A 24,262-nucleotide genomic window follows, 5' to 3' on the forward strand; every position below is an offset into this window, starting at 1 on the left:
TTATTCAGCTTTAAAGTGTCCCGACTTACCACCGCGTTTTTCGAGCAAGCGTACCTGTGAGATCACCATATCTTTCTGCACGGCTTTGCACATGTCGTAAATCGTCAATGCCGCTACCGAGGCCGCCGTAAGCGCCTCCATTTCGACCCCGGTTTTGCCGGATAATTTACATAGGCTAGTGATGCGTACGCGATTGTGCTCAGGCTGGGCCTCGAGCTCGACTTCGACCTTGGTGAGCATTAATGGATGGCACAATGGAATTAAATCTGAGGTCTTTTTTGCCGCTTGGATCCCCGCGATGCGGGCGGTGGCAAACACATCACCCTTATGGTGACTGCCGCTCATAATCATCTCGAGGGTCGTGCTCGCCATCTCGATAAAGGCTTCGGCACGGGCCTCACGCTCGGTCACGGCTTTTTCGGTCACATCGACCATATGGGCATTGCCGTCGGCGTTAATATGGGTAAATACATTGCTCATTGAAGCGATCCTTTAAATGGTGCCAAATTCAAGCATAGAGAAGTTAAGGGCCATCGCGAAATCTAACTTAATGAAAGATAACGCGATTAGCAGACTAAAACCTAAGTTAGATTAACCGCCAATCGAAGCCAGATGCTGCGTCACACCGGTAATGCCCTGATGCAGGTAATGGGTTTCTTTCTTCTGTACCAGTTGACCGTGTAACCGCTCGATTAATTCCGTTTGCTGACTCGGGTGTTGCAGTAGATCACGCAAATCGATGCCAGACTCGGTAAAGAGGCACAAGTGCAACTTACCCTTGGCCGAGACCCGCAAGCGATTACAGCTCGCGCAGAAGTTAGTGGCGTAGGGCATGATCAGCCCAATACGGCCCTTAAAGTCACTGTGGCTGAAGTTTTGCGCCGGACCATCGTCGGCGCGGGGCGTATCCAACTGCCAGCCCTCAGCTTGCAGCTGCGCTTTAATATCGGCACCCGCCAAATGATGGGCCTGGAAATACTCGCGGCCAAGGCCAGTTTCCATCAGCTCAATAAAACGCAGATCGATGGGCGTATGTTTAATCCAATTCAAAAAGCGCGGTAAATCTTTATCGTTCATACCCTTGAGCAATACCGCGTTGACCTTCACCCGCTCAAAGCCTGCGGATAACGCGGCATCGATACCACGCATCACCTCGTCGAACTTATTCTCGCCAGTGATCTGGTAAAACATCTTAGGATCTAAGCTATCAACCGACACATTGATGCGGCGCAGTCCCGCATCGAACCACTCTTGGGCATGCTTCTCGAGCCTATACCCATTAGTGGTAGTGGCTACGGTGTGAATTCGCGGATTGTCGGCGACCACTCGAATGATATCGGTAAAATCTTTACGCAGCGTAGGTTCGCCGCCAGTAATACGGATTTTTTGAGTGCCAACCAGGCTAAATGCGGACACAAGATTTTCTATCTCACTGAGAGATAAAAACTGTTGCCTGCCATTCGGATGATAACCGTCTGGAAGGCAATAACTGCATTTGAAGTTACAAACGTCAGTGACTGACATTCGTAAGTAATGAAATTTACGACCAAAATTGTCTTGTAATTGAGACATGATCACCTTTCCAAGTGTGGGAGGCGAGTGCATTTCTTTACTCACCCCAGTGGCCTTATTGCCACGGCTACACCCCCATATCTGTCGACTTAGGTAGGCAAGCTCGGAGAACCGTCATTCGTGATTATAAGCCGAAAGTATTGCCTAGCTATACCCCCAAACAGGTATTTCTTGATCCGCTTCAAGTGAGCGTGAACAATCTGTGACAGCGCTCACCCAAAGATTTGTCATTATTTAGGCTAAACAGCCTGTTTAGCCCCTGTGCCCTGGGGTGATTTTGAGGTAAGGTGGACAACAGCAATAAAACGCCCGTTTACAAACAAACTACAACACCCGGTAAAAATCGGGGATATGCGAAGGAAGAGGTGAACTGATGGAACGCGAATCAATGGAATTCGATGTTGTTATCGTCGGCGCAGGCCCAGCTGGCTTGGCGACTGCGTGTCGATTAATGCAGATATCACAGAGTTCAGGCAAAGAGATTACCGTCTGCGTGGTAGAAAAAGGCTCTGAAGTGGGCGCACACATTCTATCGGGTGCCGTATTCGAACCTAGAGTACTAGATGAGTTATTCAGCGACTGGCGCGATTCAGGCGCTCCCGTTACCACAGCCGTAACCCACGATGAAATCTATCTACTCAACTCCGCCACCGACAGCAAGCTGATGCCCAATGCGTTTGTGCCTAAAACCATGCACAACGAAGGCAACTACATTGTCAGCGTAGGTAACCTCTGCCGTTGGCTCGCGACCCGCGCAGAAGCGCTCGGCGTAGAAATCTTCCCCGGCTTTGCCGCCAGCGAATTACTCTTTAATGAAGATAACAGCGTGAAGGGTATCCTGATCGGCGATATGGGCGTCGGTGCCGACGGCCAACCGAAAGACAGCTTTATGCCCGGCATGGAATTACACGCCAAATATACCGTGCTCTCAGAAGGTTGCCGTGGTCACTTAGGCAAACAGCTGATCGCGAAATACCACTTAGATAATGGCAAGACACCACAGCATTACGGCCTAGGCTTTAAAGAAATCTGGAAAGTCCCCGCCGAACAACACGAGCAAGGTAAAGTGGTGCACACAGGTGGTTGGCCATTAACTGATGGCGCATCGGGTGGCGGCTTCCTCTACCATATGGAAGACAACCAAATTGCAGTGGGGTTGATTATCGACCTCAACTACAAGAACCCACACTTAAGCCCGTTCGATGAGTTCCAACGTTATAAAACTCACCCAGTCATCGCCAAATACTTAACCGGTGGCGAGCGCCTGACCTATGGTGCGCGCGCAATCACTAAGGGCGGCCTGAACTCACTGCCGAAGATGAGTTTCCCCGGCGGTCTGTTGATTGGTTGCGATGCGGGGACCTTAAACTTTGCCAAGATCAAAGGCACCCACACCGCCATGAAGAGCGGTATTGTAGCGGCAGAAACCTTAGCCAAAGCGATGCTGGCCGAGGTCGAAGGCGGTAAAGATCTGGATTGTTTCCAAACCCATCTGGAAGAAAGCTGGTTACACGAAGAGCTGTTTAAGTCACGTAACTTTGGCCCAGCGATGCACAAGTTTGGCACCTTCCTCGGCGGCGCATTTAACTACATAGATCAAAACTGGTTCGGCGGTAAGTTCCCTATCACCCTGCGTGATGAGCACCCAGATTACGCACAAATGGCCCCTGTGAGCGCCTACAACAAGATTGATTATCCAAAGCCCGATGGCAAACTCAGCTTCGACAAGCTCTCTTCAGTCTATCTGTCGAGCACTTATCATGAGGAGGATCAGCCCAGCCATCTGCGCTTAAAAGACAATAGCATCCCGCTCGGGATAAACCTGACGCAATTTAACGAACCCGCCCAGCGCTACTGCCCTGCCGGCGTGTACGAAATCGTTGAAGAAGCAGGCCAGCCTAAGTTTATTATCAATGCGCAAAACTGCATCCACTGCAAAACCTGCGACATTAAAGACCCTAGCCAAAACATTACTTGGGTAACGCCCGAGGGTGGCGGTGGGCCAAACTACCCGAATATGTAATCTCAATGGATAAGGCGCTCAATGAGCGCCTTATTTTTGCTTGCCTTAACGCCACACTTTGGCCACAATTGCGCCATAAAAATCACATGCTCCAAATTAGCAACTCATTTCCATCTATACTCTACATAACAAGATCTACCGCAAGAGCAACAGGTTAGGCCCAATAAATGTCTTGGACGCTGTTTTATTCGGCATTCGACCTCAACTAAGGTTAACTTTTAACATTTCTGTCCGATACTTGTTATTGGCTAGAAAACGTCGACCGATATTTCTAAACGTCTAACACAGGCATATTGATATTTATGATATTGAATAACCTAACTATTAAGCAGAAAATTCTGCTGACAGTGACATTTGCTGTGCTGCTGTCGACCATACTCGTGGGCGTGCTCAGCCAACGTAGTGCAAAAAACGTGGTACAGCAGCGTATGCTCGGGTCGGAAATGCCCAGCCTAATGATGCAGATCCGCAACAAGATTGAGCTAGATATTTCAAGCTTAATGAATGCCGCCGAACAACTCGCCAGTAGCCGCATGTTACTGCAATGGCTTGAAAACGGTCGGCCGCAGGAGCAAGAACCCCAAGTGGTTGCCCAATTAAAGGACATCACCCGCCAATATCATTTGGCCCAAGCCTCCTACGCCGATAGACAAACCGCTGCCTACTACACTCAGGATGGTTTTTTGCGTGTACTCACCCCTGCACAAGACGGTTGGTTTTTTGGTTATCGTGACAGCGGCCAAGAGCGAATGCTTAATGTCTTTACCGAAGCCAATGGCGAGGTAAAACTCTTTATCAACTATCAGCAACCTAATGGCCGTGGACTCGTTGGCCTCGCCAAATCCCTCGACGATATGGTTCGTCTACTGGGTTCCTTTAAGATTGAAGAAACTGGTTTTGTTTACTTAGTCGATGCCAAAGGCGAGATAAAGCTGCATCCCGACGCCAGCCAAATTGGCAAGAGCAGCCTCAAGAGCTTGTACTCGGGCGCCAATATCGGCTCATTGCTTAATCGTAGCGATTTCAATCTGATCGATACCCAAATCCAAGGTGAGAACACCTTCGTAGCCAGCAGCTATATTCCTTCCATGGATTGGTACTTAGTGGCACAAGTGCCCGAAGCCGAAGTATTCGCCCTGCTGACGGATGCCGCCTACCAGATCTTAATTTGGACCTTAATCATTGCCGCTGGCTTTATCATGCTGGCGATTGTGGTGGCAGGTTCGGTGAGCCGCCCTATCGCACAAGTGGCGGCAATGTTCCGTGATATCGGCGAAGGTGAAGGCGATTTGCGCCAGCGTTTGCCCGTAAAGGGCGAAGATGAAATTGCCCAGTTGGCGCAAGGGTTTAATAGTTTTATCAGCAAAATCCAGGATTCAGTTATCGAGGTGGCGCAGACCAGCGAACAGCTCGGTTTCTCGGCTAAGGATGTGTCTAATCAGGCGCAACAAACCCTTGAAGACAGCCATGAGCAGAAAGATCGCACTATAATGGTGGTAACCGCCATCAATGAGATGGGCGCCACTGTGAATGAAATCGCCAGCAATGCCGCCCAAGCCGCAGTGGCAGCGAAAGATGCCGATACCGAATCCAACAGCGGTCAAGTAGTCGTGACGCGCGCCCGTGACACAATCAATCAACTCTCCCACGATGTGGAACAAGTCGGCGAAGTAATTGAGTCCCTCGCGACTCATACCAAATCTATCGGCGGCATTCTCGATGTGATCCGCGCGATTTCGGAGCAAACCAACCTGTTAGCACTAAACGCCGCCATTGAAGCCGCGCGTGCTGGTGAAGCAGGACGAGGCTTTGCCGTGGTCGCGGATGAAGTACGCAATCTGGCATCGCGCACTGCAGCATCGACCAATGAAGTCCAAGGCATGATCGACAAGTTGCAATCCGAGGCCAGCCGAGCGGTGAATGCCATGGCCCAGAGCCGCGCGCGCTCTCACGAAGGTGTAGCCGCCGTTGATGAGGCCAGCCAATCTCTGGTGGGTATTAGCGACCGTATTGGCCTGATTAGTGATATGAATATTCAGGTTGCAGCGGCAACGGAAGAGCAATCGACCGTAGTGGAAGACATTAACCGCAACGTGACCGAAATTAACGAGATCACCCAGCGCACCGCCAGCACAGCGCAAGCCGCGGCACAAGCGAGCTTAGCGCTAAACCAACTCGCCCACCGCTTAGACACCTTAGTAGCGAAATTTAAGGTGTAAGCCCAAGATGGGTTGAAACCAAACAAAAACGCCTTAGCGAGTCTCTCCCTAAGGCGTTTTTATTGAATCGCTTTAAAAGCAATTAGTTATCGGAAAGAAACTTAATCGTCAGCGGATAACGATACACTTGCCCTTCGCTCGCCTTAATGATCCCAAGAATGGTGCAAACTAAGTCGAGAATACCGAGGATAATCAAAAAGATAAACCCAATGCCCACAAAGGCTAACAGTCCGCTGATAATCACATAGATCAACAGGCTTAACTTAAAGTTCAAGCAACTACGGCCGCATTGGTCGACAAAAGCTGACTCTTCACGTTTCATCAACCACATAATCAGTGGTCCGAGAATCGAGCCTAATGGAACTAAATAACCGATTAAACTGGAGGCATACACCAGTAAGCCAAAATCTCTTTCACTCTTAGTCACTGACTCTATCATTACACATTCCCTGTATTATCGTTTGAAAAATAAAGTTTATTTACCTTTTGGCCCGTACAAGCGCATCTGCCAATCTTCGACTTGCTTTGTCGCTAAGCGCCGCTGCAGGCTATTCACCCAGCTTTGTGCCAAACCTTCACAGGAGGCGAGTCTATCATAGGCCTTATCATCGTATTCGGGTGAGAAGTACAACGCCATCGCCTCGGCAACGCTGATATGGGTTTTACGCTCAACTAATTCAATATTATCGGTTAATTGGATAATGCCTGGTGTTAACACTCTATAAAACCAACCGCATAGCTGACTCTGCTGCATCGCAAGGGCAAAGTCCCTATGGCCAAATTGTAGGTTCAATTTAAAGCAAGGTGAGCGCGGCTGAGTCACCTGCACTGTCACAGCGCCGATTTGCAGAATATCGCCGATATTGACCTCGGTTTCATTCAGGCCAACTGTGCTAATGTTTTCGCCCATGCTCGGCGCATCTTCGAGTTGAGTGATTAAATCCCAACGACGGTACTGACCATAATGCTCACGGGGAAAATGATGCAGCACCCGATCAAGCCCACCATGGTGCTTAGGGTCGGCCTGACCATCGCCTTCAACATGGTCGACATTAACCACTAACTGCTGCGCGGATTTTTTACCGTCGATACCAGTAGCAACACCGTCAATCTTTTGCAGATCCGCCCCTAAATACAAACCCGATAATCTATTTACCAACAAGGTCGACATTTGTTACTCCCTACCTATCGCTATCCGTTGCCTATCTATAGCCTGAACAATTCCAGCGACTCAAGACCATGCTCTTGATTCAAGACTATACCTTTTGCAGGCTTTGCCATCTTAACAACATACTATTGATTGAGAACTACTTGATTGCGCCCCGCTTCCTTCGCCTGATACAGGGCGAGATCCGCTCGCTTGATCAAATCTTCCGCTGGTTCAAGTTTTTGATATTCGGCAACCCCAATACTTACTGTGATAGCAATATGCACGCCATTCACTTTTAACTCGCGCTGGAAAATTAACTCCCGGAAATGCTCAGCTAATTCAGCAGCATGACTCAGATCCATCTCAGGGAATAACACTAAGAACTCCTCGCCGCCCCAACGACAAAGTATATCCTGCTCTTTTAATTGACTACGCAATAGGTTGGTGACGGTTTTTAACACTAAATCGCCAATGCTATAACCATAGCTATCATTCACTTTTTTAAAGTGGTCTATATCAACCAGCAGAATCGAAATAGGTGTTTGCGATAGTTTGGCTTTATCTAATGCCTGATGGAAATACTCTTCAAACACCTGACGATTTGCAGCGCCAGTAAGTTTGTCGGTGGAAGCCATGATCTCAAGCTTGCGCTGATAACGACCTAAGGTCATGTTTGAAATCAGTAAAATCCCAATTGTCACCAGTAAACTTAAGGCTAAGTTACCCCAGAAGGTATTCAGCAGTTCTTGCTCCTGCGGTGCATCTTCTTGTTCAACGATAAGATACCACTTGAACTCGGGGACTAAGCGGCTGTTTAGATAGACGGTTTTACCATTGCGCTGATAGCTGAAGGCCGCGCTCGGGCTCGTTAAAATCCGCGTGGCGAGCTGCTCGAGTCCGGCGCTAGTTTGTAATGAGTCAGCGCCATCATATTCATCCCCATGGAGAGTGACATTGCCCTGTCTATCGGTGAAGAACACTCGACGATTGTAACGTTTTTGGTAGAGCTCGATCAGAGCCTTGACCTTTTCAACCGCAAGGCCGACACCGGTGACGCCAATAAAATTACCTTTAAAATCAAAAACCTTATAGTTAACAAATACAGTTGTCTTGGTACGATCCGCCGTATCGGCATCGATATTAATCTCGTAATGTTCTGACTCGGGTAAAGAGCGAACGCGAAAATACCAGGCATCGTTTGGGTCTCGATCTTGAATCTTCTTTAAAACCCCCGAAGAGTGGTAGTAATTACGGCTCTGCTCCGAAACAAAAAAGCTGGTGACTGTGTCGTATTTATCTTGGATTTCTTTAAGATAACGGACCAGTTTTTCGGGTTCTTGTTCGCGGTTTAACATCCAGTCACGCACAAAGGTATCCTGCGCCATAAGTGAGGATATAAAGATGGGGCGAAGCAGATCCTGTTGAATTTCTGAATAAATATTATCGCTGGTTAGAGGTAAAGTATTGCTCTCAATCTGCTGACTCAAGGAGTCATGGGCCACTTTATAGCTAATGCCACTGGTGACTAAAAAGGCCACCAGCAACAGCACTGACAGCAACCAAATAAACTTCTTTTTATCATTCCAAACGTGATTGCCCATTTCCAACTCCAACAACGGCAGGCTTATTATTTTATTTCAACGAGATGCGTTGTCTGAATGTTAACGTAATCCCTCGCTGACCGCACAATATTTCCACAATATGAACGTTCGATAACGGAATAACATTATTCGAGCTAAAAAAATGCCCCGTTGGGGAAACGGGGCAAACATGCGAACCAACAAAATGGGAGAAAAGCACAACAAAACGTTAAGGGATAAAAGCTATTTGTCACTGAACACACTCTAGCAAGGCTAGATGACAGAAAGATGACTCCCATTCGCATCCCGCAGCTTATGCTTCTAAATAGTGTTTTAAGGCATCGCCTGGGATAGAGCTGTCCGTGGCCACAGCAAATGCCGCCCAAATCGCACCTTCGGCCATGGCTTCGGTAATAGTTCTACCCGCGCATAATCCATGGATAAGCCCTGCCGCATAGGCATCCCCCGCACCAGTGGTGTCGACAACCTCGGCTGGCACTGCGGGCACATGTTGAACATCATTTGGGGTATACACCTTTGCGCCGCGCACACCGTCGGTCACCACAAAATAGCGTAGTGATTCACCACCGATGCTCACACCATAATCCCATGAGGCGACATCACAGCGGCCTTGCATATCACTCACAGAGGCAAGCAATACGTGGCAGGGTCGAGGCCTGTCATCCTTAGCCAGTTGCGCGATCACAAGACAATGATCCAGCGCGGTTTTCGCCCAACTGACAGTGCCCTCCGCCGAGGTGTTAAAATACAGCGCATCCCAATGCTGCCATTTGGGCGGCACTGCTAACTCGAAAATAGGCCGCTGCGGACGAATGATGGTACGCTCACCATCGGGTGTCATCACCAGCAGCATTTCACAGGTATTTCCCGCACGGCGCTGCACTAAGCGACAATCGAGGCCCTGAGTACTCGCCTCAGCGATAACCCAATCGCCCATTTCATCCCGACCAACTTGGCTCACGAGTGCAACCCTATGGCCAGCCCACACCAGCCCAAGCCCAGTATTGGCACCACCACCACCGAGCCTTTGTCCGCCATCTTGATAGTGAAAGCGACCGCCCGTTTTCAATGGTTTATCAAGGATCAACACTCGGTCACAGTTAAGATTGGCCACCAGCAAAATATTTGCCATGACAGGACTCCATAATGAGAGAAAAACCGCGCAGAACTTAGGCGAGCGCTCGGTTAAAAGAGCCCTCAATCTAGACCAAAACCCAAGGTGACACAATCTCATCTGTTAAGGTGTTGAACCATATCACGGCAGCAAAAACAGGCTGTTGCTGTAAGACTTTGCCCATAGTCGAACTCAGCTAAGCAACGTATATAGCCCTATAAGTTTAAAATATTTCTTTGCAAGACAATGATAAATAATAAAAATATTTTAAAACGTGCATTTTATAAACAATTCTTCATAAAAATGTCATCAAACATCGCCCCATACTAGATTAGGAAAAGGTTAAACTGGCGACTCAAGGATGAAAGACGAAAGGAATTCGTATGCTAATGGATTGGCTACATCAAGGTATCAATGGGCAAGAGCAATTACGCCGCTATCGACAATGCGTAGAAGAGTTTAATGCGTTGGAGTTTCATGACGCCTATGTAGCCAAGATTCAGAATGAATATCAGTTACTAAAAGCGTTGTTTGAGGAGCAGCCGGTTCAGTCTTATGAGCCTGACTGCTCAGAAAAATAGAAGTGCGGTTAGTCGACCGCCTTAAAGGGAGAAAGCGAGGTAAACTTTACATCCAGCTGCCAATCTTGGATCACCATCTCTGATGGTTGCCAACTGTCGTCAACCCACTCATAAATCAGCCCAGGATCCTCCTCCGCATTGACCAACAAACGACGGCCATCTTTTAGAACAATAGTATAATCAAGCCCCTGCGCATCCACACTCTCAATATCCCCCAATACTTTGTGTTGAATACTTGAAATTGCTCCCGTCGCTTTCACTGCGTCAGTTTTTTTGGCTCCGCTGTAAAATCTCAGTGCCTCATTGGTAGCGGGTTTATGAAATACAAACTCTTCAGTCACGCCCACAACGATCGACGGATCAAGCTCATACCAAGCGGGTATCCATAATGCGTTCATTGCCATCCCGTTATATCCTGCATAATAATTTTACGGACGAGAACATTCTGCCTTAACCTTGGCAGATAAAATACTGGTCAGGGATAAAATAATTTTAACCTTCTGAAGACAATTCCCCTAAAGCGCCAACCCACACAGCTGCAATAAAAATGAAATGTTTACGGTCATATGCTCTACTTCGAGTTAATGATTGGAGCCCTGCTGACTTTCTGTTAGCTTGAGAAAAACAGCTCAATAACTGCCACATTTTGTTGATAAAGTGATCCAATAAACCCGCGCCACGTATTGAGCCTGATAACCCATAGCCACCTCGATGGCATCTGCTTGCCCTATGGAGAAATCGAATATGCCAGTTTTGCAAACACCCAAACTTACGGGTGAAAATGAGGCGCTGAAACGTCAAGAGCTTAAGCAATACTTCAACCAAACTTGGGCACTCTATGAATCCCTATTCGAGCTGTTAAAACACGACGAAGCCTATTATGTAAAAGCCGAACCACTCCGCCACCCATTGATTTTTTACTTTGGTCACACCGCCACCTTCTACATCAATAAACTCAAGCTGGGTAAGTATCTCGATGAGCGAGTGAATGATCACTTTGAGTCGATGTTTGCCATCGGTGTGGACGAAATGTCTTGGGACGATCTCGACGACACCCACTATCAATGGCCAAGTGTCGCAGAGGTGAAAAATTACCGAGATAGCGTTAATCAAGCCGTCAATCAATTGATTGATACCATACCACTAGCACTCCCCATCAGCCAAGATAGTCCCGCTTGGGTTATCTTGATGGGCATTGAGCACGAGCGTATTCATCTAGAGACCTCTTCCGCTATTATTCGTCAGTTGCCACTCGAGGATGTGTGTGCCAATGCTCACTGGCCAGAATGTCAAGATGTCGGTAGCGCCGAACCAAATCAGTTGCTTGCCGTCGTGGGCAAAAAAATCACCTTAGGTAAAAAAGAGCAAGATCAAACCTATGGCTGGGATAACGAATACGGCAACAAGAACTTTAAGGTCGCTGATTTTAAAGCCTCGAAGTACTTGGTGAGTAATCAAGAATATCTAAGTTTTGTCGAAGCAGGGGGCTATCAAACCCAAGACTATTGGAATGAGGAAGGCCAAGCTTGGCTGGCGTATACCCAAGCCCAAATGCCACGCTTTTGGCGTCGCCGCGATAACAAATGGTGGCAACGTAACCTCACCAACGAAATCCCCTTACCGCTTAATTGGCCCGTTGAAGTCAATCAACTCGAAGCCAAGGCCTTTTGTAATTGGAAGACGCGTCAGAGCCAGAGCAATATTCGCCTGCTCACCGAAGCCGAGTGGTATATCTTGCGGGAAAAGGTACCAAGCGATGCCCCCGATTGGCATGAAGTCCCCGGCAATATCTCGCTGGCTTATTACGCCTCCTCCTGTCCGGTAAATCGCTTTAAACACAATGATTTTTATGACATTGTCGGCAATGTCTGGCAATGGACCGAAACCGCTATCGACGGTTTTAATGGTTTTGCCGTACATCCCCTCTACGATGATTTTTCGACTCCCACCTTCGACGGTAAACACAACCTGATTAAAGGCGGCTCTTGGATATCAACCGGCAATGAAGCCATAGCCGCCTCGCGCTACGCATTCAGACGCCACTTTTACCAACATGCAGGATTCCGCTATGTCGAGTCGTTGCAAAATCCAGAACAGATGGTCGAGGTCAATGTGTACGAAACTGATGAACTGATTTCCCAGTATTTAGAATTCCACTATGGCGCCGAGTACTTTGGTGTGCCGAATTTTTGCGTAAATGGGGTGCAACAGGCACTCAACGAGATCCAACTCGAGCACACCACCAAAGCCTTAGATATAGGTTGCTCAGTCGGACGCGCCAGTTTTGAGTTAGCCAAAGTGTTCGACCACGTGGATGGCATCGACTTTTCGGCGCGCTTTATCCAGCAGGCTTACGCCCTGACCGAACAAGGCGAAAAACGCTACACCATTCGCACCGAGGGAGACTTACAGGAATTCAAGAGCGCTAGCCTTGCTAAACTGGGATACCTTGGCGAAGCCAAAAAAGTCAATTTTATCCAAGGGGATGCCTGTAATCTCAAGCCTCTCTACACCGGATACGATTTAGTCTATGCCTCAAATCTCATCGACAGATTGAACGACCCTCAACATTTCCTCACCAGTATTGGGCAACGCATCAACCAAGGAGGATATCTGGTTATCGCCTCGCCCTATACTTGGCTCGAAGACTACACGCCAAAGGAGAAATGGCTTGGGGGGATTAAAGTCAAAGGGGAGAACTTCACAACTTTAGATGGGTTAACCGAAACCTTGATAGGCCAATTTGAACTGGTCGCGGTGAAAGAAATCCCCTTCGTTATCCGCGAAACTAAGCGCAAGTTTCAGCATTCGATTTCAGAGATGACGATCTGGCGTAAACGTTAACGTTTTCCGAGTGAATAGGCGTCTTAAAAAATCCGCCAGATAATCCTTTCTGGCGGAGATATAACAAACAGCGTTGCACAGTCCTACATCAACAGCGATAAGACAATGAAAAAGCACATATCGTCTGCGATTAAATACCCCCTCACATCACGCGAGAGTAATTCTGATTGCATCAGCCTGCTCAACCCTTAATATATTTGAATTGAAAATCACACAAAATGAATATAAATTCATAAATCATTTACTATTTGGGAGCACATGATGGAGTTAATTGAGCAAGTCTCGGTCGCGAAAAAAGCCAATATTTACTTTGAGGGCAAAGTTGCCAGCCGCAGCGTATTCTTCAGTGATGGCACCAAGCAAACCCTAGGTGTTGTCCTCCCAGGAGAATATGAGTTTTCCACCTCACAGGGTGAAATCATGCAAGTCACCAGTGGCAGTTTCGAGGTATTACTGCCAAATAGCGCAACTTGGCAAACCTTTAGCGAAGGTAGCCAATTCAAACTCGCGGCCAACGTCAGCTTCAAAATCCGTAACAGTGCGGTTGCAGAGTATTGCTGTAGCTATCTGTAACACGCTAGCAAGGGGAATGCTTTACCGACTTAGGCATTCCCTTATCGATTGATCCCAATTATTGATGCAAATTACATCACTAGACGACTGGTCTATTATGCTTTATGCTCTTACCCCATGAAAACAGAAACCCAATCTACTCGTCAGCATATTCTCGATGTCGGTTACTCACTGATCGTTAAGCAAGGCTTTTCGTGCCTAGGATTAGCCCAATTACTCAAGGCTGCCCAAGTACCTAAAGGTTCGTTTTACCATTACTTTAAATCTAAAGAACAATTCGGTGAGGCGCTGTTAACGGGTTATTTTGAGCAATACCAAGTAGAGCTTGATAGCTTATTTGCCAACCCGCAACTCTCCGGCTTTGAGCGCCAAATGCAATACTGGCAAAGATGGTTGCATGTACAGCAGGACGGTTGTGTCGATCAAAAATGCTTAGTCGTTAAATTAAGTGCAGAGGTTGCCGACCTCTCAGAGGCCATGCGCCTTGTACTTCTAAAGGGGTCAGCTGGCATCATTGAACGCTTAACCCAGTGCATTCAGGCAGGGATTGTAGATAACTCCATCTGTGAACAGGACGCTCAAGCAACGGCAGAACTTTTGTATCACATGTGGATCGGCGCCAGCCTGATGAATAAACTCGGCCACAGTCACGCAGCCTTAGAACGCGCCCTAGTCACGACCGAAGCCATTTTAAAGACCAAAACCATGCGTTAATACCAGCGACTCTGGCACTCCAATTAACCAGCAACCCGTTAATTGGTAATGAAATATCGCCTCATCGGCTTGATTTATCATTTAGTAGCCAACCAATCTAGACGACTGGTCTACTAAAAATATTTTCCAACCATAGGACAAATAGCAGTATGTTCAATTTCGCCTACTACAACCCAACCCGAATCCATTTTGGTAAAAACACCATAGCTGAAATCGATACTTTAGTACCAAGCAATGCCAGAGTCATGGTGTTATTTGGCGGCAGCAGCGCCAGAAGAACTGGCACCTTAGCCGAAGTAAAACATGCGCTTGGAGATCGTTTCGTGGTCGAGTTCGAAGGGATCGAACCTAACCCAACCTATGAAACCCTTATGCTTGCTGTTGCACAAGTACGTGAATTAAACATCGACTTTTTGCTCGCCGTCGGTGGCGGTTCGGTAATTGATGGCACTAAATTTGTTGCCGCTGCTGCGGTATTTGAAGGCGAGCCTTGGGACATCTTAACCAGTTGGGGCGCAAAGGTGACCAAAGCCATGCCATTTGGCTCTGTATTAACTTTGCCAGCGACGGGTTCAGAGATGAACAACGCCAGCGTCGTGACCCGTAAATCATTGAAGGCCAAACTGCCGTTCCGTAACGACTTGGTTTATCCTCAATTCTCAATTCTCGATCCAACAAAAACCTTCACTCTGCCAGAAAGACAAGTAGCAAACGGCGTAGTCGATGCGTTTGTGCATATCACTGAGCAATACCTCACCTATCCGGTCAACGCTGCAGTACAGGACAGATTCGCCGAAGGTTTACTGCAGATTTTGATTGAATTAGGCCCACAGGCACTAACACAGCCAGAAGATTACGATATTCGCGCGAATTTGATGTGGGTCGCGACCATGGCACTCAATGGCACCATAGCGACAGGTGTGCCGCACGACTGGGCGACGCATATGATCGGCCATGAACTCACAGCCCTATATGATATTGACCATGCCCGCACCTTAGCTATTGTATTACCCGCATTATTGCGCTGCACTAAAGCAGCTAAGCGCGAAAAGCTACTGCAATTTGCAGACAGAGTGTGGCATATCAACACTGGCTCAGAAGACGAATGCATTGAGGCCGCGATTGCGAAAACCCAAGCCTTCTTCGAAGCCATGGGCATTCCAACCCACTTATCTGCCTACGATTTAGGTAAAGAAGCGGTCGATGCCGTCGTCACCCAGCTTGAGGAACATGGCATGGTAGCCTTAGGCGAGCGTGGCAATATCGATCCTGCCATGAGCCGTAATATTTTAACGCTGGCGCTATAAGCTTTCGCCACAGCCGTCAATGCACCATAAGGGTGCATTGACACTCCCCCAAAAGAGGCAAGCTCAACCATGCCTTCATATAACCGCTTCTCTCTTGTTCATCCCACAACAGATTTGCAGCCATACTCGCACTCGCCATTGCATTAGAGGCATAAAACGAATCCACTATTCATACAGGACAAAACCTCAATTGAAATGTATAAACACCATGATTTTTGGTGAAAAAACGACTAATCTTGAAGGACTTCATCTTAAAGGTAAAAGGATTTTCACATGCGTGCATTAACTCTTATCTGCTTATTGCTGCTCAGCCTGCTTGCTCAGGCAACAGTGTACAAATGGGTCGATAAAGATGGAAAAGTCCATTACTCAGATGAGCCACATCCCAACGCCGAGGTTGTTGAGTTAAAAGAAAAAACACTCAATCAAATTGCCCTCCCTCCGGTCAACAATGACTCTAATGACTCGCAAGTCATTCAACAAATTCAGTACCAAGTCATCATTACCTCCCCAGTAGAAGAGGAAACCGTCAGGGACAATAACGGAGACTTTCAAGTTACAGCCACTGTTACCCCAGAAATCAAAAGCCAATATCTAATGGCCTTAAAACTCGACGGTCAAATGGTTGGCCAGCCTCAAGTGGGTGGCATCTTTCAACTGACTAACATCGACCGAGGTGAACATACCATTGTTGTCGATGCCATGACTCAAAACGGCAAAGTCTTTGCATCTAGCTCTCCACGAAAGATATTTCTTCATCAAGCGGCGATGAATCCAGTCCCGAAAAAGCAACCAAAATCTAATTAAACTATTTAATAACAATTGATTAGGTTGTTTTTACTCAATTTAGCCGTTTGATGAAGCCAAGTTGCAGCCCGCACCAAATCGGTGCAACATAATGGTGCAATCCTATTTTCAGGAACGGTAGATGGATAAAGAAACGCTGCTTAATCATTTAGTCACCGCGGTACTTGTCATCGATAAGGATCTTAAGCCTTGTTATGCCAACGCCGCTGCAGAGCAGCTATTGGGCGTCGGCAGCCACAGGCTCGTGGAGCAAGCACTACCGGAGCATTATCAAGCCCTCGGTGTCGAGGCACAGATCCTCAGCGATGCCGTAAAAGCCGGACAAGGCCTCACGGTCAACACTGCCACCTTAGTAACCTTAGATGCCCAGCATCATACCGTCGATTTGACGCTTATCCCGCTAGAGGATGAAGCGCAACTGAGTCTGCTCGAACTTAGACAAGTCGATCAACAACGCCGGATCCACCAGCAACTCAGCCAAGATGCTCAACAACAGGCGGCACAATTCCTAGTGCGTAACTTAGCCCATGAGATCAAAAATCCCTTAGGTGGTCTTCGAGGCGCGGCGCAGTTGCTCTCGCGGGAATTAGACGATCCTGCACAAAAGGAATTTACCAACCTTATCATCGAACAAGCCGACCGCCTGCGCAGCTTAGTGGACAGACTGCTCGGCCCGCAGCGACCGACTCAGCATAGCCTACACAACATTCATCAAGTGGTGCAGAAGGTCTATAAACTGGTGGAAATGGCCCTGCCCGCCAATATTCAACTTAAGCGCGACTACGATCCTTCGATCCCCGATATCGAAATGGATCCTGACCAAATGCAGCAAGCGGTATTGAATATATTGCAGAATGCAGTGCAAGCCCTTGAGCACTCCGGTGGCGAAATCCTGATCCGCACCCGCACGCAACATCAGGTCACTATAGGTTCGCAGCGCCACAAGCTCGTGCTGACCCTGTCCATTATCGACAATGGCCCAGGTATACCACCAGAGCTGATGGACACGCTGTTTTATCCCATGGTCACCAGTCGTGAGCAAGGTTCGGGACTGGGCCTATCGATTGCCCATAACATTGCCAGATTACACTCGGGCAGAATCGATTGTGTATCTAGCCCAGGGCATACCGAATTTATCATTTCGTTACCGATTTTAAGCGCCAAATAATCAAGACAAACCAACACATACCGTATGAGGAAGCAAAATGCGAATGAGTGAACAAGTGTGGATCCTCGACGATGACAGTTCAATACGTTGGGTGCTCGAAAAAGCGCTCCAAGGCGCTAAACTCAGCACCGCCAGCTTTGCCGCGGCAGAATCCCTCTGGCAAGCATTAGAGATTTCCCAGCCACGGGTCATAGTCTCAGATATTCGTATGCCGGGAACCGATGGCCTAACCCTGTTAGAAAGGCTGCAAATCCACTATCCGCATATTCCAGTCATCATAATGACAGCGCATTCGGATTTAGACAGTGCCGTCAGCGCCTATCAGGCGGGGGCATTTGAGTATTTACCTAAACCCTTCGATATTGATGAAGCGATTTCCCTCGTTGAGCGCGCCCTGACCCATGCGACCGAGCAAAGTCCTACACCCGCGGCGCAGGAGACGCAAGTCAAAACCCCCGAAATCATCGGTGAAGCGCCCGCCATGCAGGAGGTATTTCGCGCCATCGGCAGGCTGTCACGTTCTTCAATTAGCGTGCTAATTAATGGTCAATCAGGCACAGGTAAAGAGCTGGTCGCAGGCGCTTTACACAAGCACAGCCCACGCAAGGATAAACCCTTTATCGCCTTGAACATGGCGGCAATTCCCAAAGACTTAATCGAATCAGAACTCTTCGGCCATGAAAAAGGCGCCTTTACCGGCGCAGCTAATGTGCGCCAAGGACGTTTCGAGCAAGCCAACGGCGGTACGCTATTTTTAGATGAAATCGGCGATATGCCGCTCGATGTGCAAACTCGCTTATTGCGAGTGCTCGCCGATGGACAATTTTATCGAGTCGGTGGCCATAGTGCCGTCCAAGTAGATGTGCGCATTATTGCTGCCACTCACCAAGATCTGGAGCAGCTAGTGCTAAAAGGCGGCTTTAGGGAGGACCTATTCCACCGACTCAATGTTATCCGTATCCATCTGCCGCCGCTGTCACAACGCCGTGAGGATATTCCACAGTTGGCAACCCACTTTTTGGCCTCTGCCGCTAAAGAGATCGGTGTCGAAGCTAAAATCCTCACCAAAGAGACAGCCGCCAAGTTGTCGCAACTGCCTTGGCCAGGGAACGTCAGACAGCTCGAGAACACCTGCCGCTGGCTGACTGTGATGGCCTCGGGGCAAGAAATCCTGCCCCAGGATTTACCGCCAGAGTTACTTAAGGAGCCCGCCAACATCAATCCAATGGCAAAAGGCAGCCAAGATTGGCAATCAGCACTCACAGAGTGGATTGACCAAAAATTGTCTGAGGGAAATAGCGATTTATTAACCGAAGTCCAGCCAGCCTTTGAGCGTATTTTGCTAGAAACCGCATTACGCCATACCCAAGGGCATAAACAAGAAGCGGCAAAACGTTTAGGCTGGGGACGAAATACCTTAACGCGAAAACTCAAAGAATTGTCTATGGATTAACCATCCATTTAAAATCAAAAAAGGGATATGACTATCCCTTTTTTATTATTTAAACACTGTCTACATAATTAGAACTGGTAATGCATACCAATAGCCAGTTGCTTCATATCAGTGTCGATATCTTTCACATTTAAATAGTTGTGGTCGGCATCTAAATCACCAGTAGTGATATCATAACTGAAGCGAATATTTAAGCGCTCAGTCACAGCGGCATTTATACCTACACCGTAAGTCCAACCAAAGCCAGTGAAGTCTTCATCGAAACCAAAACCGTCAACATTCACAGCCATAGATGCAACACCTACTTTTGCATAAGCTGAAAACATATCATTAATTTGCAGCGTAAACTTAGGCGTGAAGGTTAATGCGCCCGCAGTGATATCCACATCGCTGTCGCCTAAATCGGCAGTCGCAAAGAAATTGGCTTCTAAACCAAACCACTCATTGAAATTGTAACCACCGTAAACACCGAAACCTGTGCCAGTTTCTGAATCATCAAAAGCGTCCACAGTTACACGGTTTAGTGCGCCACCCACATAAAAACCAGTAGTATCGGCTGCAGCTGAAGCTTGGCCTGCCACTAATGCAGATAATAAAGAGATCGCAACTAAAGATAGTTTTTTCATTATATTTCCCTAATGAGTTAACTTGAGTAGTAAACGCTGCGGATATTACAACAAACCAATAATAAGAGTGACAGTTTGTAAAAACTAAATGCGCTCTATACAGGAAGTATTCAGCTTTAAATAAAGCGAAAATATGTGAATAGATACTTAAGCATTAAGTTTAATAAGCAACATTCAATACTAAGAATTAACTGACTACTCGCAATAAATTCATAATAGCGAAATAACACCAACGAATAAGGGAACGACGTTTTCGTTCATCGAGGCATTCAATAATCATGACTTTCCCCGATTGTGCACAAATCACACGACTGCGCCACATAAGCAATGGCCAAATATGCAGTCGGTAGTCCCGCTGCGCAATATTGAATTGAATGGTTCTCGGCCAATAATATAAAGGTTGACGCAGGATAAGTTCACTCCAAGCGCCTATTGGAGGATTGGCTAGACTGTGGTCAGTAAGATTTGAGTCAAGCCCCCCGCTCGTAGTGGGGGCGTGCTCGGCGATCAGCTCAAAGCGGGTCGATAATCTATGATAACGACAGATGAGCCGAGTATTGTCGGCTAAGGGGTGAACCTGTTGCTGCATCCATGACATAACCAATCCTTTGGTTTTTATAACAAACTCAATTGACCGCGGTGATTAACTCGCGGGGCTAGGCTCCACCTGAACAGGATCTTGGTGAATAATCACCTCTGCATCTTCAAAGGCAGCCTTAACCCTCAGCCCGGTGGTATCGGCAATGCTGTGGGCTTCGTTCAGACTCAAGTTACCATCCAACTCTAAATGGAATTGAATAAAGATAGTCTTACCCGCCTGGCGGGTGCGTAAATCATGTATCCCTTGCACTCTAGGATCTTCTTTAGCAATTTGTTTGATTCGCTGGCGGGTATCCTCATCCAATTCTCTATCTAACAAGGCTTGAATCGAACGGTAACCCAAATCAAAGGCTTGCTGGCCAATGTAGCAAGCGATAAGCACGGCAAAGAGTCCATCGGCCCACCACCAGCCATATTGGGACAAAACAAGCGCCAACAGAACCGCCGCATTGAGGAATAAATCCGACTTATAGTGCAACGAATCGGCTTCGACCACGGTGCTATTGGTTGCCGCCAGTGCCCGCTTTTGCAACATCACTAAGGCTAATGTCAGCACTATTGCGACGACAGATACCACAACGCCTAAGGTGGCATGTTCAACGGGGGTTGGATTGAGTAAGCGTTCTCCGCCATAAAACAGCAGTAAAAATGCCGAGCCCATAATAAAGGCCGATTGCGCCAGCGAGGCTAACGGCTCGGCTTTACCGTGGCCGTATCTGTGATCATGGTCGGCGGGGACAATGGCATAACGAATGGCAATAAAATTGATGATTGAGGCAAGCGCATCGGCAAAGGAATCCGTTAAGGATGCCAACATACTGGCCGAGCCTGAATACAACCAAGCTAACAGTTTGATAATAATAAGGGTCAAAGCGGTAGCCACGGAAGCGCGACTGGCCAGTTTGACCCAAAAGTCGTATTGGGAAGTTTGAGTCATAGGGGTCGATATCGGGAAGCTATGACCCTATTGTATATCAGCTTACTAACTTAACTGCGAGGTTCTTTACCAGCTTGTGCTTCAAATCGCGCTTTAAATTTCGCTTGTTGTTCAGGCGTTAGCAGCTTGTAGATTTGATTCTGCATCTTCATACGTTCAATCGCTTGGGCTTGGCGTTTTTCCTGCTGGGCAGTGATCAAGGCCTTAGCTTGTGCCTCATCGAAGTTTGCAGCAGTGATTAGGGCATGCATTTCGGTACGGAGTGCTAAACGTTCTTCCTTAGTTGGTCTGTCATCGCTGCGGGCGGCGCGGTGCTCGGCAAACAATTTCTTAATGTCGGCCTTTTGTGCATCGGTTAAATCCAAACCTTCGAACATTCTGTGCATACCGTCATGGCCCATACGGTCGCCGTGTTTATGGAACTCACCACGCGGATGATCGCAGCCTTGGCCTGGTTCGGCGCTGACTGTCGTCGCAAATACTGCTGAGCTTGCTAAGATGGCAAATAGGCCAGCTTTTAAAGGAGATAGTGTTTTCATCATGTTAACCTCAATAGTTCAACTTATGTTGTATACAGTGACGACCCTTTTAAAAGCCGAATCACTTTCGACGATCACAGTCTAAAGCCTCATATGTAAGTGAGGGCGTGACCTGAGTAAATCAGTGTAAATTTGCGATAAGAACTATACCCAAACAATCTTAAGATATTGAAATTCGTATATTGAGATAGCTTAGGCATACAGATTCTCTATTCTTTACTTTGGCTTACATTGCTACACAGCAATTGACATCAAAAGAGGTATACTCAGGCAAAATGCTAAAAGCGTCTGCGGTTTAGTGCACAGCTTTGCGTCTTTCGCACCCGTTCACCCAGATTAAGGAACACTATGAGTCGGATATTATTAATCGATGATGATCTTGGTTTATCAGAACTTCTCGGACAATTACTCGAACTCGAAGGGTTTAAACTCACGCTGGCCTACGATGGCAAGCAAGGCCTAGATCTGGCCCTGGCGGGTGATTACGATCTGATCTTGCTCGATGTGATGTTACCTAAGCTAAACGGCTTTGAAGTGCTGCGCGCCCTGCGTCAACACAAACAAACGCCAGTGCTGATGCTGACCGCCAGAGGGGATGAAATTGACCGTGTGGTTGGCCTTGAGATCGGTGCCGATGACTATTTGCCTAAACCTTTTAACGACAGAGAACTGATCGCCCGCATTCGCGCCATCATTCGCCGCTCACACTTAACTGCCCAAGAAATCCATGCCACTCCGGCGCAGGAGTTTGGTGATTTACGTTTAGATCCCTCTCGCCAAGAGGCCTATTGCAATGAGCAGCTTATTATCCTTACGGGAACTGAGTTTACCCTGCTGCACACACTGGCTCTCCATGCGGGCGAGTTAATGAATAAAGAAGAGCTCAATGAAATCGTACTCGGCAAAAAATTGATGCCCTTCGACCGCAGTCTGGATATGCACCTTTCGAATCTACGCAAAAAACTCCCCGAGCGTAGCGATGGCAGACCTAGGGTGAAAACTATCCGTGGCAAAGGCTATATCTGGTTACCATAACGGCGGGAATAACTGTGCCTAATCGTTTATTTATCAAATTACTGCTCGGATTTTGGATCTGTAGCTCGCTCATTATCGCATTAGTCGGCTTGCTACCTTTGCTGCAGCAAAATCACGACCGCGCGCCTATTCCGCCCCATATGCAAAAAATGCTCGCGACCGTAGCCCAGCGAATTCAAGCCAACCCTGAACTGATAAAGTCCGATTTTATGCGCCGCTGGGAAAGACACAGGGATATGGAGGGCAAACCCCTTAGACTCTATCTGGCCAACAGCCAAGGCCAAGTGATTAACACCACTCGAGTGAGCCGTGGTGTACGCAGTTTTATGCTGATGGCCGATGAGGAAAAACAGCCTATTAGTCACCAGTTTAAGGATGAATTGGTCTTCGGCCCTCACCAATTTACTCTTCAGGGTGAAACCTATTACCTCTACGGTCGCCTGCCCGATATTCACCCTCGCCCCTGGTTCTTCTTCTTTATTGAAAACAAGCTGCTGACCCTGAGCTTAGCCATAGTGCTCTCGGGATTACTGTGCGCCATTCTCGCATGGCATTTAGGTAAGCCATTAAGCTCACTAAAGAAAAGTGCCGATGCCCTCGCCGAAGGCGACCTCAGTAACCGTGTCGATAAGGCAACCACTCAACGTAACGATGAAATCGGTCAACTCGCCACCGCGTTTAATAGCATGGCGGACTCGATTGAAGCTATGGTGAAGAATCAGCAACGTTTGATGGGGGATATTTCCCACGAACTGCGCACCCCACTGACCCGTCTACAATTGTCACTGGCATTGGCCCGCAAAAAAGGCCAACAGACCACTGAAACCGACCGTATCGCCTACGAGGCCGAGCAATTAGAAAAATTGATCGCAGAGCTGCTGGAGTTATCGCGGGTCAAACTCAGCACCAATGAAACTAAAGTGCGCCTCGGATTAGCCGAGTCCCTCAGCCAAGTGCTAGATGACGCCGAGTTTGAGGCCGATCAACAGGGTAAAAAGATCACAATCGATATCGATGAAGCCATCGAGCTCAGCCATTATCCTAAATCCCTGTCCCGTGCGATAGAAAACCTACTGCGCAACGCCATTCGTTATGCCCAGAGCGATATTCATCTGCGCGCGAGCCAAGCCAACGGTCAAGTACAGATCACCATTAAAGACGATGGCCCAGGGATAGACCCTGCTGAGCTTGAGGCGATTTTCAAACCCTTCTATCGCCCCGATTCGGCAAGGCAGCGAGAAAGCGGTGGCTGGGGTCTAGGACTCGCCATTACCGAAGCCGCCATTAGCGCCCATAAAGGTAAAATCAGGGCCGAGAATCGCCAGCCCCACGGCCTCGAAGTCAATATCAGTTTGCCAACCTAAAAACATAAGCCCCGCAAACTCAGTTTGCGGGGCTT

Annotated in this window: 23 protein-coding genes and 1 riboswitch; of the genes, 12 read left to right on the forward strand and 11 right to left on the reverse strand. The window is 47.8% G+C overall.

Annotation, left to right across the window (positions count from 1 at the left end; genetic code table 11):
• Both moaC and moaA read right to left on the reverse strand, forming a co-directional pair.
• Window positions 1-480: a cyclic pyranopterin monophosphate synthase MoaC gene (moaC, locus tag ACK5NH_RS10965; RefSeq protein WP_011074083.1), complete on the reverse strand. Its 480-nt coding sequence runs from the start codon at window positions 478-480 to the stop codon at window positions 1-3.
• Window positions 481-591: 111 nt separating this feature from the next.
• On the reverse strand, window positions 592-1,572 hold the full coding sequence (moaA, locus tag ACK5NH_RS10970; RefSeq protein ID WP_416920058.1) for a GTP 3',8-cyclase MoaA: 981 nt from the start codon (window positions 1,570-1,572) through the stop codon (window positions 592-594).
• Window positions 1,560-1,693, reverse strand: a riboswitch (molybdenum cofactor riboswitch). (Overlaps the previous gene by 13 nt.)
• Window positions 1,694-1,945: 252 nt before the next feature.
• Here moaA and ACK5NH_RS10975 point away from each other — a divergent pair.
• Entirely contained in the window at window positions 1,946-3,595 is a 1,650-nt protein-coding gene (locus ACK5NH_RS10975) for an electron transfer flavoprotein-ubiquinone oxidoreductase (protein ID WP_416920060.1), read from the forward strand.
• Window positions 3,596-3,897: 302 nt separating this feature from the next.
• On the forward strand, window positions 3,898-5,814 hold the full coding sequence (locus tag ACK5NH_RS10980; protein WP_416920062.1) for a methyl-accepting chemotaxis protein: 1,917 nt from the start codon (window positions 3,898-3,900) through the stop codon (window positions 5,812-5,814).
• An 82-nt stretch (window positions 5,815-5,896) separates the two neighbouring features.
• Here ACK5NH_RS10980 and ACK5NH_RS10985 read toward each other — a convergent pair whose 3' ends face one another.
• The 4 genes from ACK5NH_RS10985 to ACK5NH_RS11000 all read right to left on the reverse strand — a co-directional run bounded on the left by ACK5NH_RS10985 (window position 5,897) and on the right by ACK5NH_RS11000 (window position 9,697).
• A complete protein-coding gene (locus ACK5NH_RS10985; protein WP_011621077.1) occupies window positions 5,897-6,253 on the reverse strand; it encodes a DUF4870 domain-containing protein in 357 nt (118 codons plus the stop codon).
• Between the two features lie 36 nt (window positions 6,254-6,289).
• Window positions 6,290-6,985 carry an MOSC domain-containing protein gene (locus ACK5NH_RS10990; RefSeq protein ID WP_416920064.1) on the reverse strand — a complete coding sequence of 232 codons (696 nt, stop codon included), beginning with the start codon at window positions 6,983-6,985 and terminating at the stop codon, window positions 6,290-6,292.
• 122 nt (window positions 6,986-7,107) lie between these two features.
• Window positions 7,108-8,565, reverse strand: coding sequence for a diguanylate cyclase (locus ACK5NH_RS10995; protein WP_416920066.1), 1,458 nt, complete (start codon window positions 8,563-8,565; stop codon window positions 7,108-7,110).
• A 292-nt stretch (window positions 8,566-8,857) separates the two neighbouring features.
• Complete coding sequence (locus tag ACK5NH_RS11000) at window positions 8,858-9,697, reverse strand: PfkB family carbohydrate kinase (RefSeq protein WP_416920068.1); 840 nt, start codon at window positions 9,695-9,697, stop codon at window positions 8,858-8,860.
• Window positions 9,698-10,068: 371 nt separating this feature from the next.
• On the opposite strand from ACK5NH_RS11000, the gene ACK5NH_RS11005 reads away from it, so the two are divergent.
• Complete coding sequence (locus tag ACK5NH_RS11005; protein ID WP_416920070.1) at window positions 10,069-10,260, forward strand: hypothetical protein; 192 nt, start codon at window positions 10,069-10,071, stop codon at window positions 10,258-10,260.
• An 8-nt stretch (window positions 10,261-10,268) separates the two neighbouring features.
• Here ACK5NH_RS11005 and ACK5NH_RS11010 read toward each other — a convergent pair whose 3' ends face one another.
• The gene (locus ACK5NH_RS11010; protein ID WP_041417035.1) at window positions 10,269-10,664 is read right to left on the reverse strand and encodes a hypothetical protein; all 396 of its coding nucleotides are present in this window, start codon (window positions 10,662-10,664) and stop codon (window positions 10,269-10,271) included.
• Window positions 10,665-11,004: 340 nt separating this feature from the next.
• Between ACK5NH_RS11010 and ovoA the strand changes: the two genes are divergently transcribed.
• From ovoA to glnG, 7 genes are all read left to right on the forward strand, one after another.
• Window positions 11,005-13,104 carry a 5-histidylcysteine sulfoxide synthase gene (ovoA, locus tag ACK5NH_RS11015; protein ID WP_416920072.1) on the forward strand — a complete coding sequence of 700 codons (2,100 nt, stop codon included), beginning with the start codon at window positions 11,005-11,007 and terminating at the stop codon, window positions 13,102-13,104.
• Window positions 13,105-13,365: 261 nt separating this feature from the next.
• Window positions 13,366-13,677, forward strand: coding sequence for a pyrimidine/purine nucleoside phosphorylase (locus ACK5NH_RS11020; RefSeq protein ID WP_416920122.1), 312 nt, complete (start codon window positions 13,366-13,368; stop codon window positions 13,675-13,677).
• A gap of 117 nt (window positions 13,678-13,794) precedes the next feature.
• Window positions 13,795-14,391, forward strand: coding sequence for a TetR/AcrR family transcriptional regulator (locus ACK5NH_RS11025; RefSeq protein ID WP_416920074.1), 597 nt, complete (start codon window positions 13,795-13,797; stop codon window positions 14,389-14,391).
• A 149-nt stretch (window positions 14,392-14,540) separates the two neighbouring features.
• On the forward strand, window positions 14,541-15,698 hold the full coding sequence (locus ACK5NH_RS11030) for an iron-containing alcohol dehydrogenase (protein WP_416920076.1): 1,158 nt from the start codon (window positions 14,541-14,543) through the stop codon (window positions 15,696-15,698).
• Window positions 15,699-15,971: 273 nt separating this feature from the next.
• Window positions 15,972-16,505, forward strand: a complete 534-nt coding sequence (locus ACK5NH_RS11035) for a DUF4124 domain-containing protein (RefSeq protein WP_416920078.1) — start codon at window positions 15,972-15,974, stop codon at window positions 16,503-16,505.
• Window positions 16,506-16,626: 121 nt separating this feature from the next.
• The gene (glnL, locus tag ACK5NH_RS11040) at window positions 16,627-17,673 is read left to right on the forward strand and encodes a nitrogen regulation protein NR(II) (protein WP_416920080.1); all 1,047 of its coding nucleotides are present in this window, start codon (window positions 16,627-16,629) and stop codon (window positions 17,671-17,673) included.
• A 37-nt stretch (window positions 17,674-17,710) separates the two neighbouring features.
• Window positions 17,711-19,126, forward strand: a complete 1,416-nt coding sequence (gene glnG, locus ACK5NH_RS11045; protein ID WP_416920082.1) for a nitrogen regulation protein NR(I) — start codon at window positions 17,711-17,713, stop codon at window positions 19,124-19,126.
• A 68-nt stretch (window positions 19,127-19,194) separates the two neighbouring features.
• Here glnG and ACK5NH_RS11050 read toward each other — a convergent pair whose 3' ends face one another.
• The 4 genes from ACK5NH_RS11050 to ACK5NH_RS11065 form a co-directional block, all read right to left on the reverse strand.
• The gene (locus ACK5NH_RS11050) at window positions 19,195-19,752 is read right to left on the reverse strand and encodes a porin family protein (protein WP_416920084.1); all 558 of its coding nucleotides are present in this window, start codon (window positions 19,750-19,752) and stop codon (window positions 19,195-19,197) included.
• A gap of 187 nt (window positions 19,753-19,939) precedes the next feature.
• Window positions 19,940-20,350, reverse strand: coding sequence for a hypothetical protein (locus tag ACK5NH_RS11055; protein WP_416920086.1), 411 nt, complete (start codon window positions 20,348-20,350; stop codon window positions 19,940-19,942).
• 45 nt (window positions 20,351-20,395) lie between these two features.
• Entirely contained in the window at window positions 20,396-21,289 is an 894-nt protein-coding gene (locus tag ACK5NH_RS11060) for a cation diffusion facilitator family transporter (protein ID WP_416920088.1), read from the reverse strand.
• A 50-nt stretch (window positions 21,290-21,339) separates the two neighbouring features.
• A complete protein-coding gene (locus tag ACK5NH_RS11065) occupies window positions 21,340-21,828 on the reverse strand; it encodes a Spy/CpxP family protein refolding chaperone (protein WP_416920090.1) in 489 nt (162 codons plus the stop codon).
• Window positions 21,829-22,176: 348 nt separating this feature from the next.
• On the opposite strand from ACK5NH_RS11065, the gene ACK5NH_RS11070 reads away from it, so the two are divergent.
• Both ACK5NH_RS11070 and ACK5NH_RS11075 read left to right on the forward strand, forming a co-directional pair.
• A complete protein-coding gene (locus ACK5NH_RS11070) occupies window positions 22,177-22,863 on the forward strand; it encodes a response regulator (RefSeq protein ID WP_416920092.1) in 687 nt (228 codons plus the stop codon).
• Window positions 22,864-22,877: 14 nt separating this feature from the next.
• Window positions 22,878-24,227 (forward strand): ATP-binding protein, encoded by a 1,350-nt coding sequence (locus ACK5NH_RS11075; RefSeq protein WP_416920094.1) that lies wholly within the window; start codon window positions 22,878-22,880, stop codon window positions 24,225-24,227.
• Window positions 24,228-24,262 lie beyond the last annotated feature (35 nt).

Origin of the sequence: Shewanella sp., assembly GCF_047975355.1 — a bacterium.
In the GTDB taxonomy this organism is placed as follows: Bacteria; Pseudomonadota; Gammaproteobacteria; order Enterobacterales; family Shewanellaceae; genus Shewanella.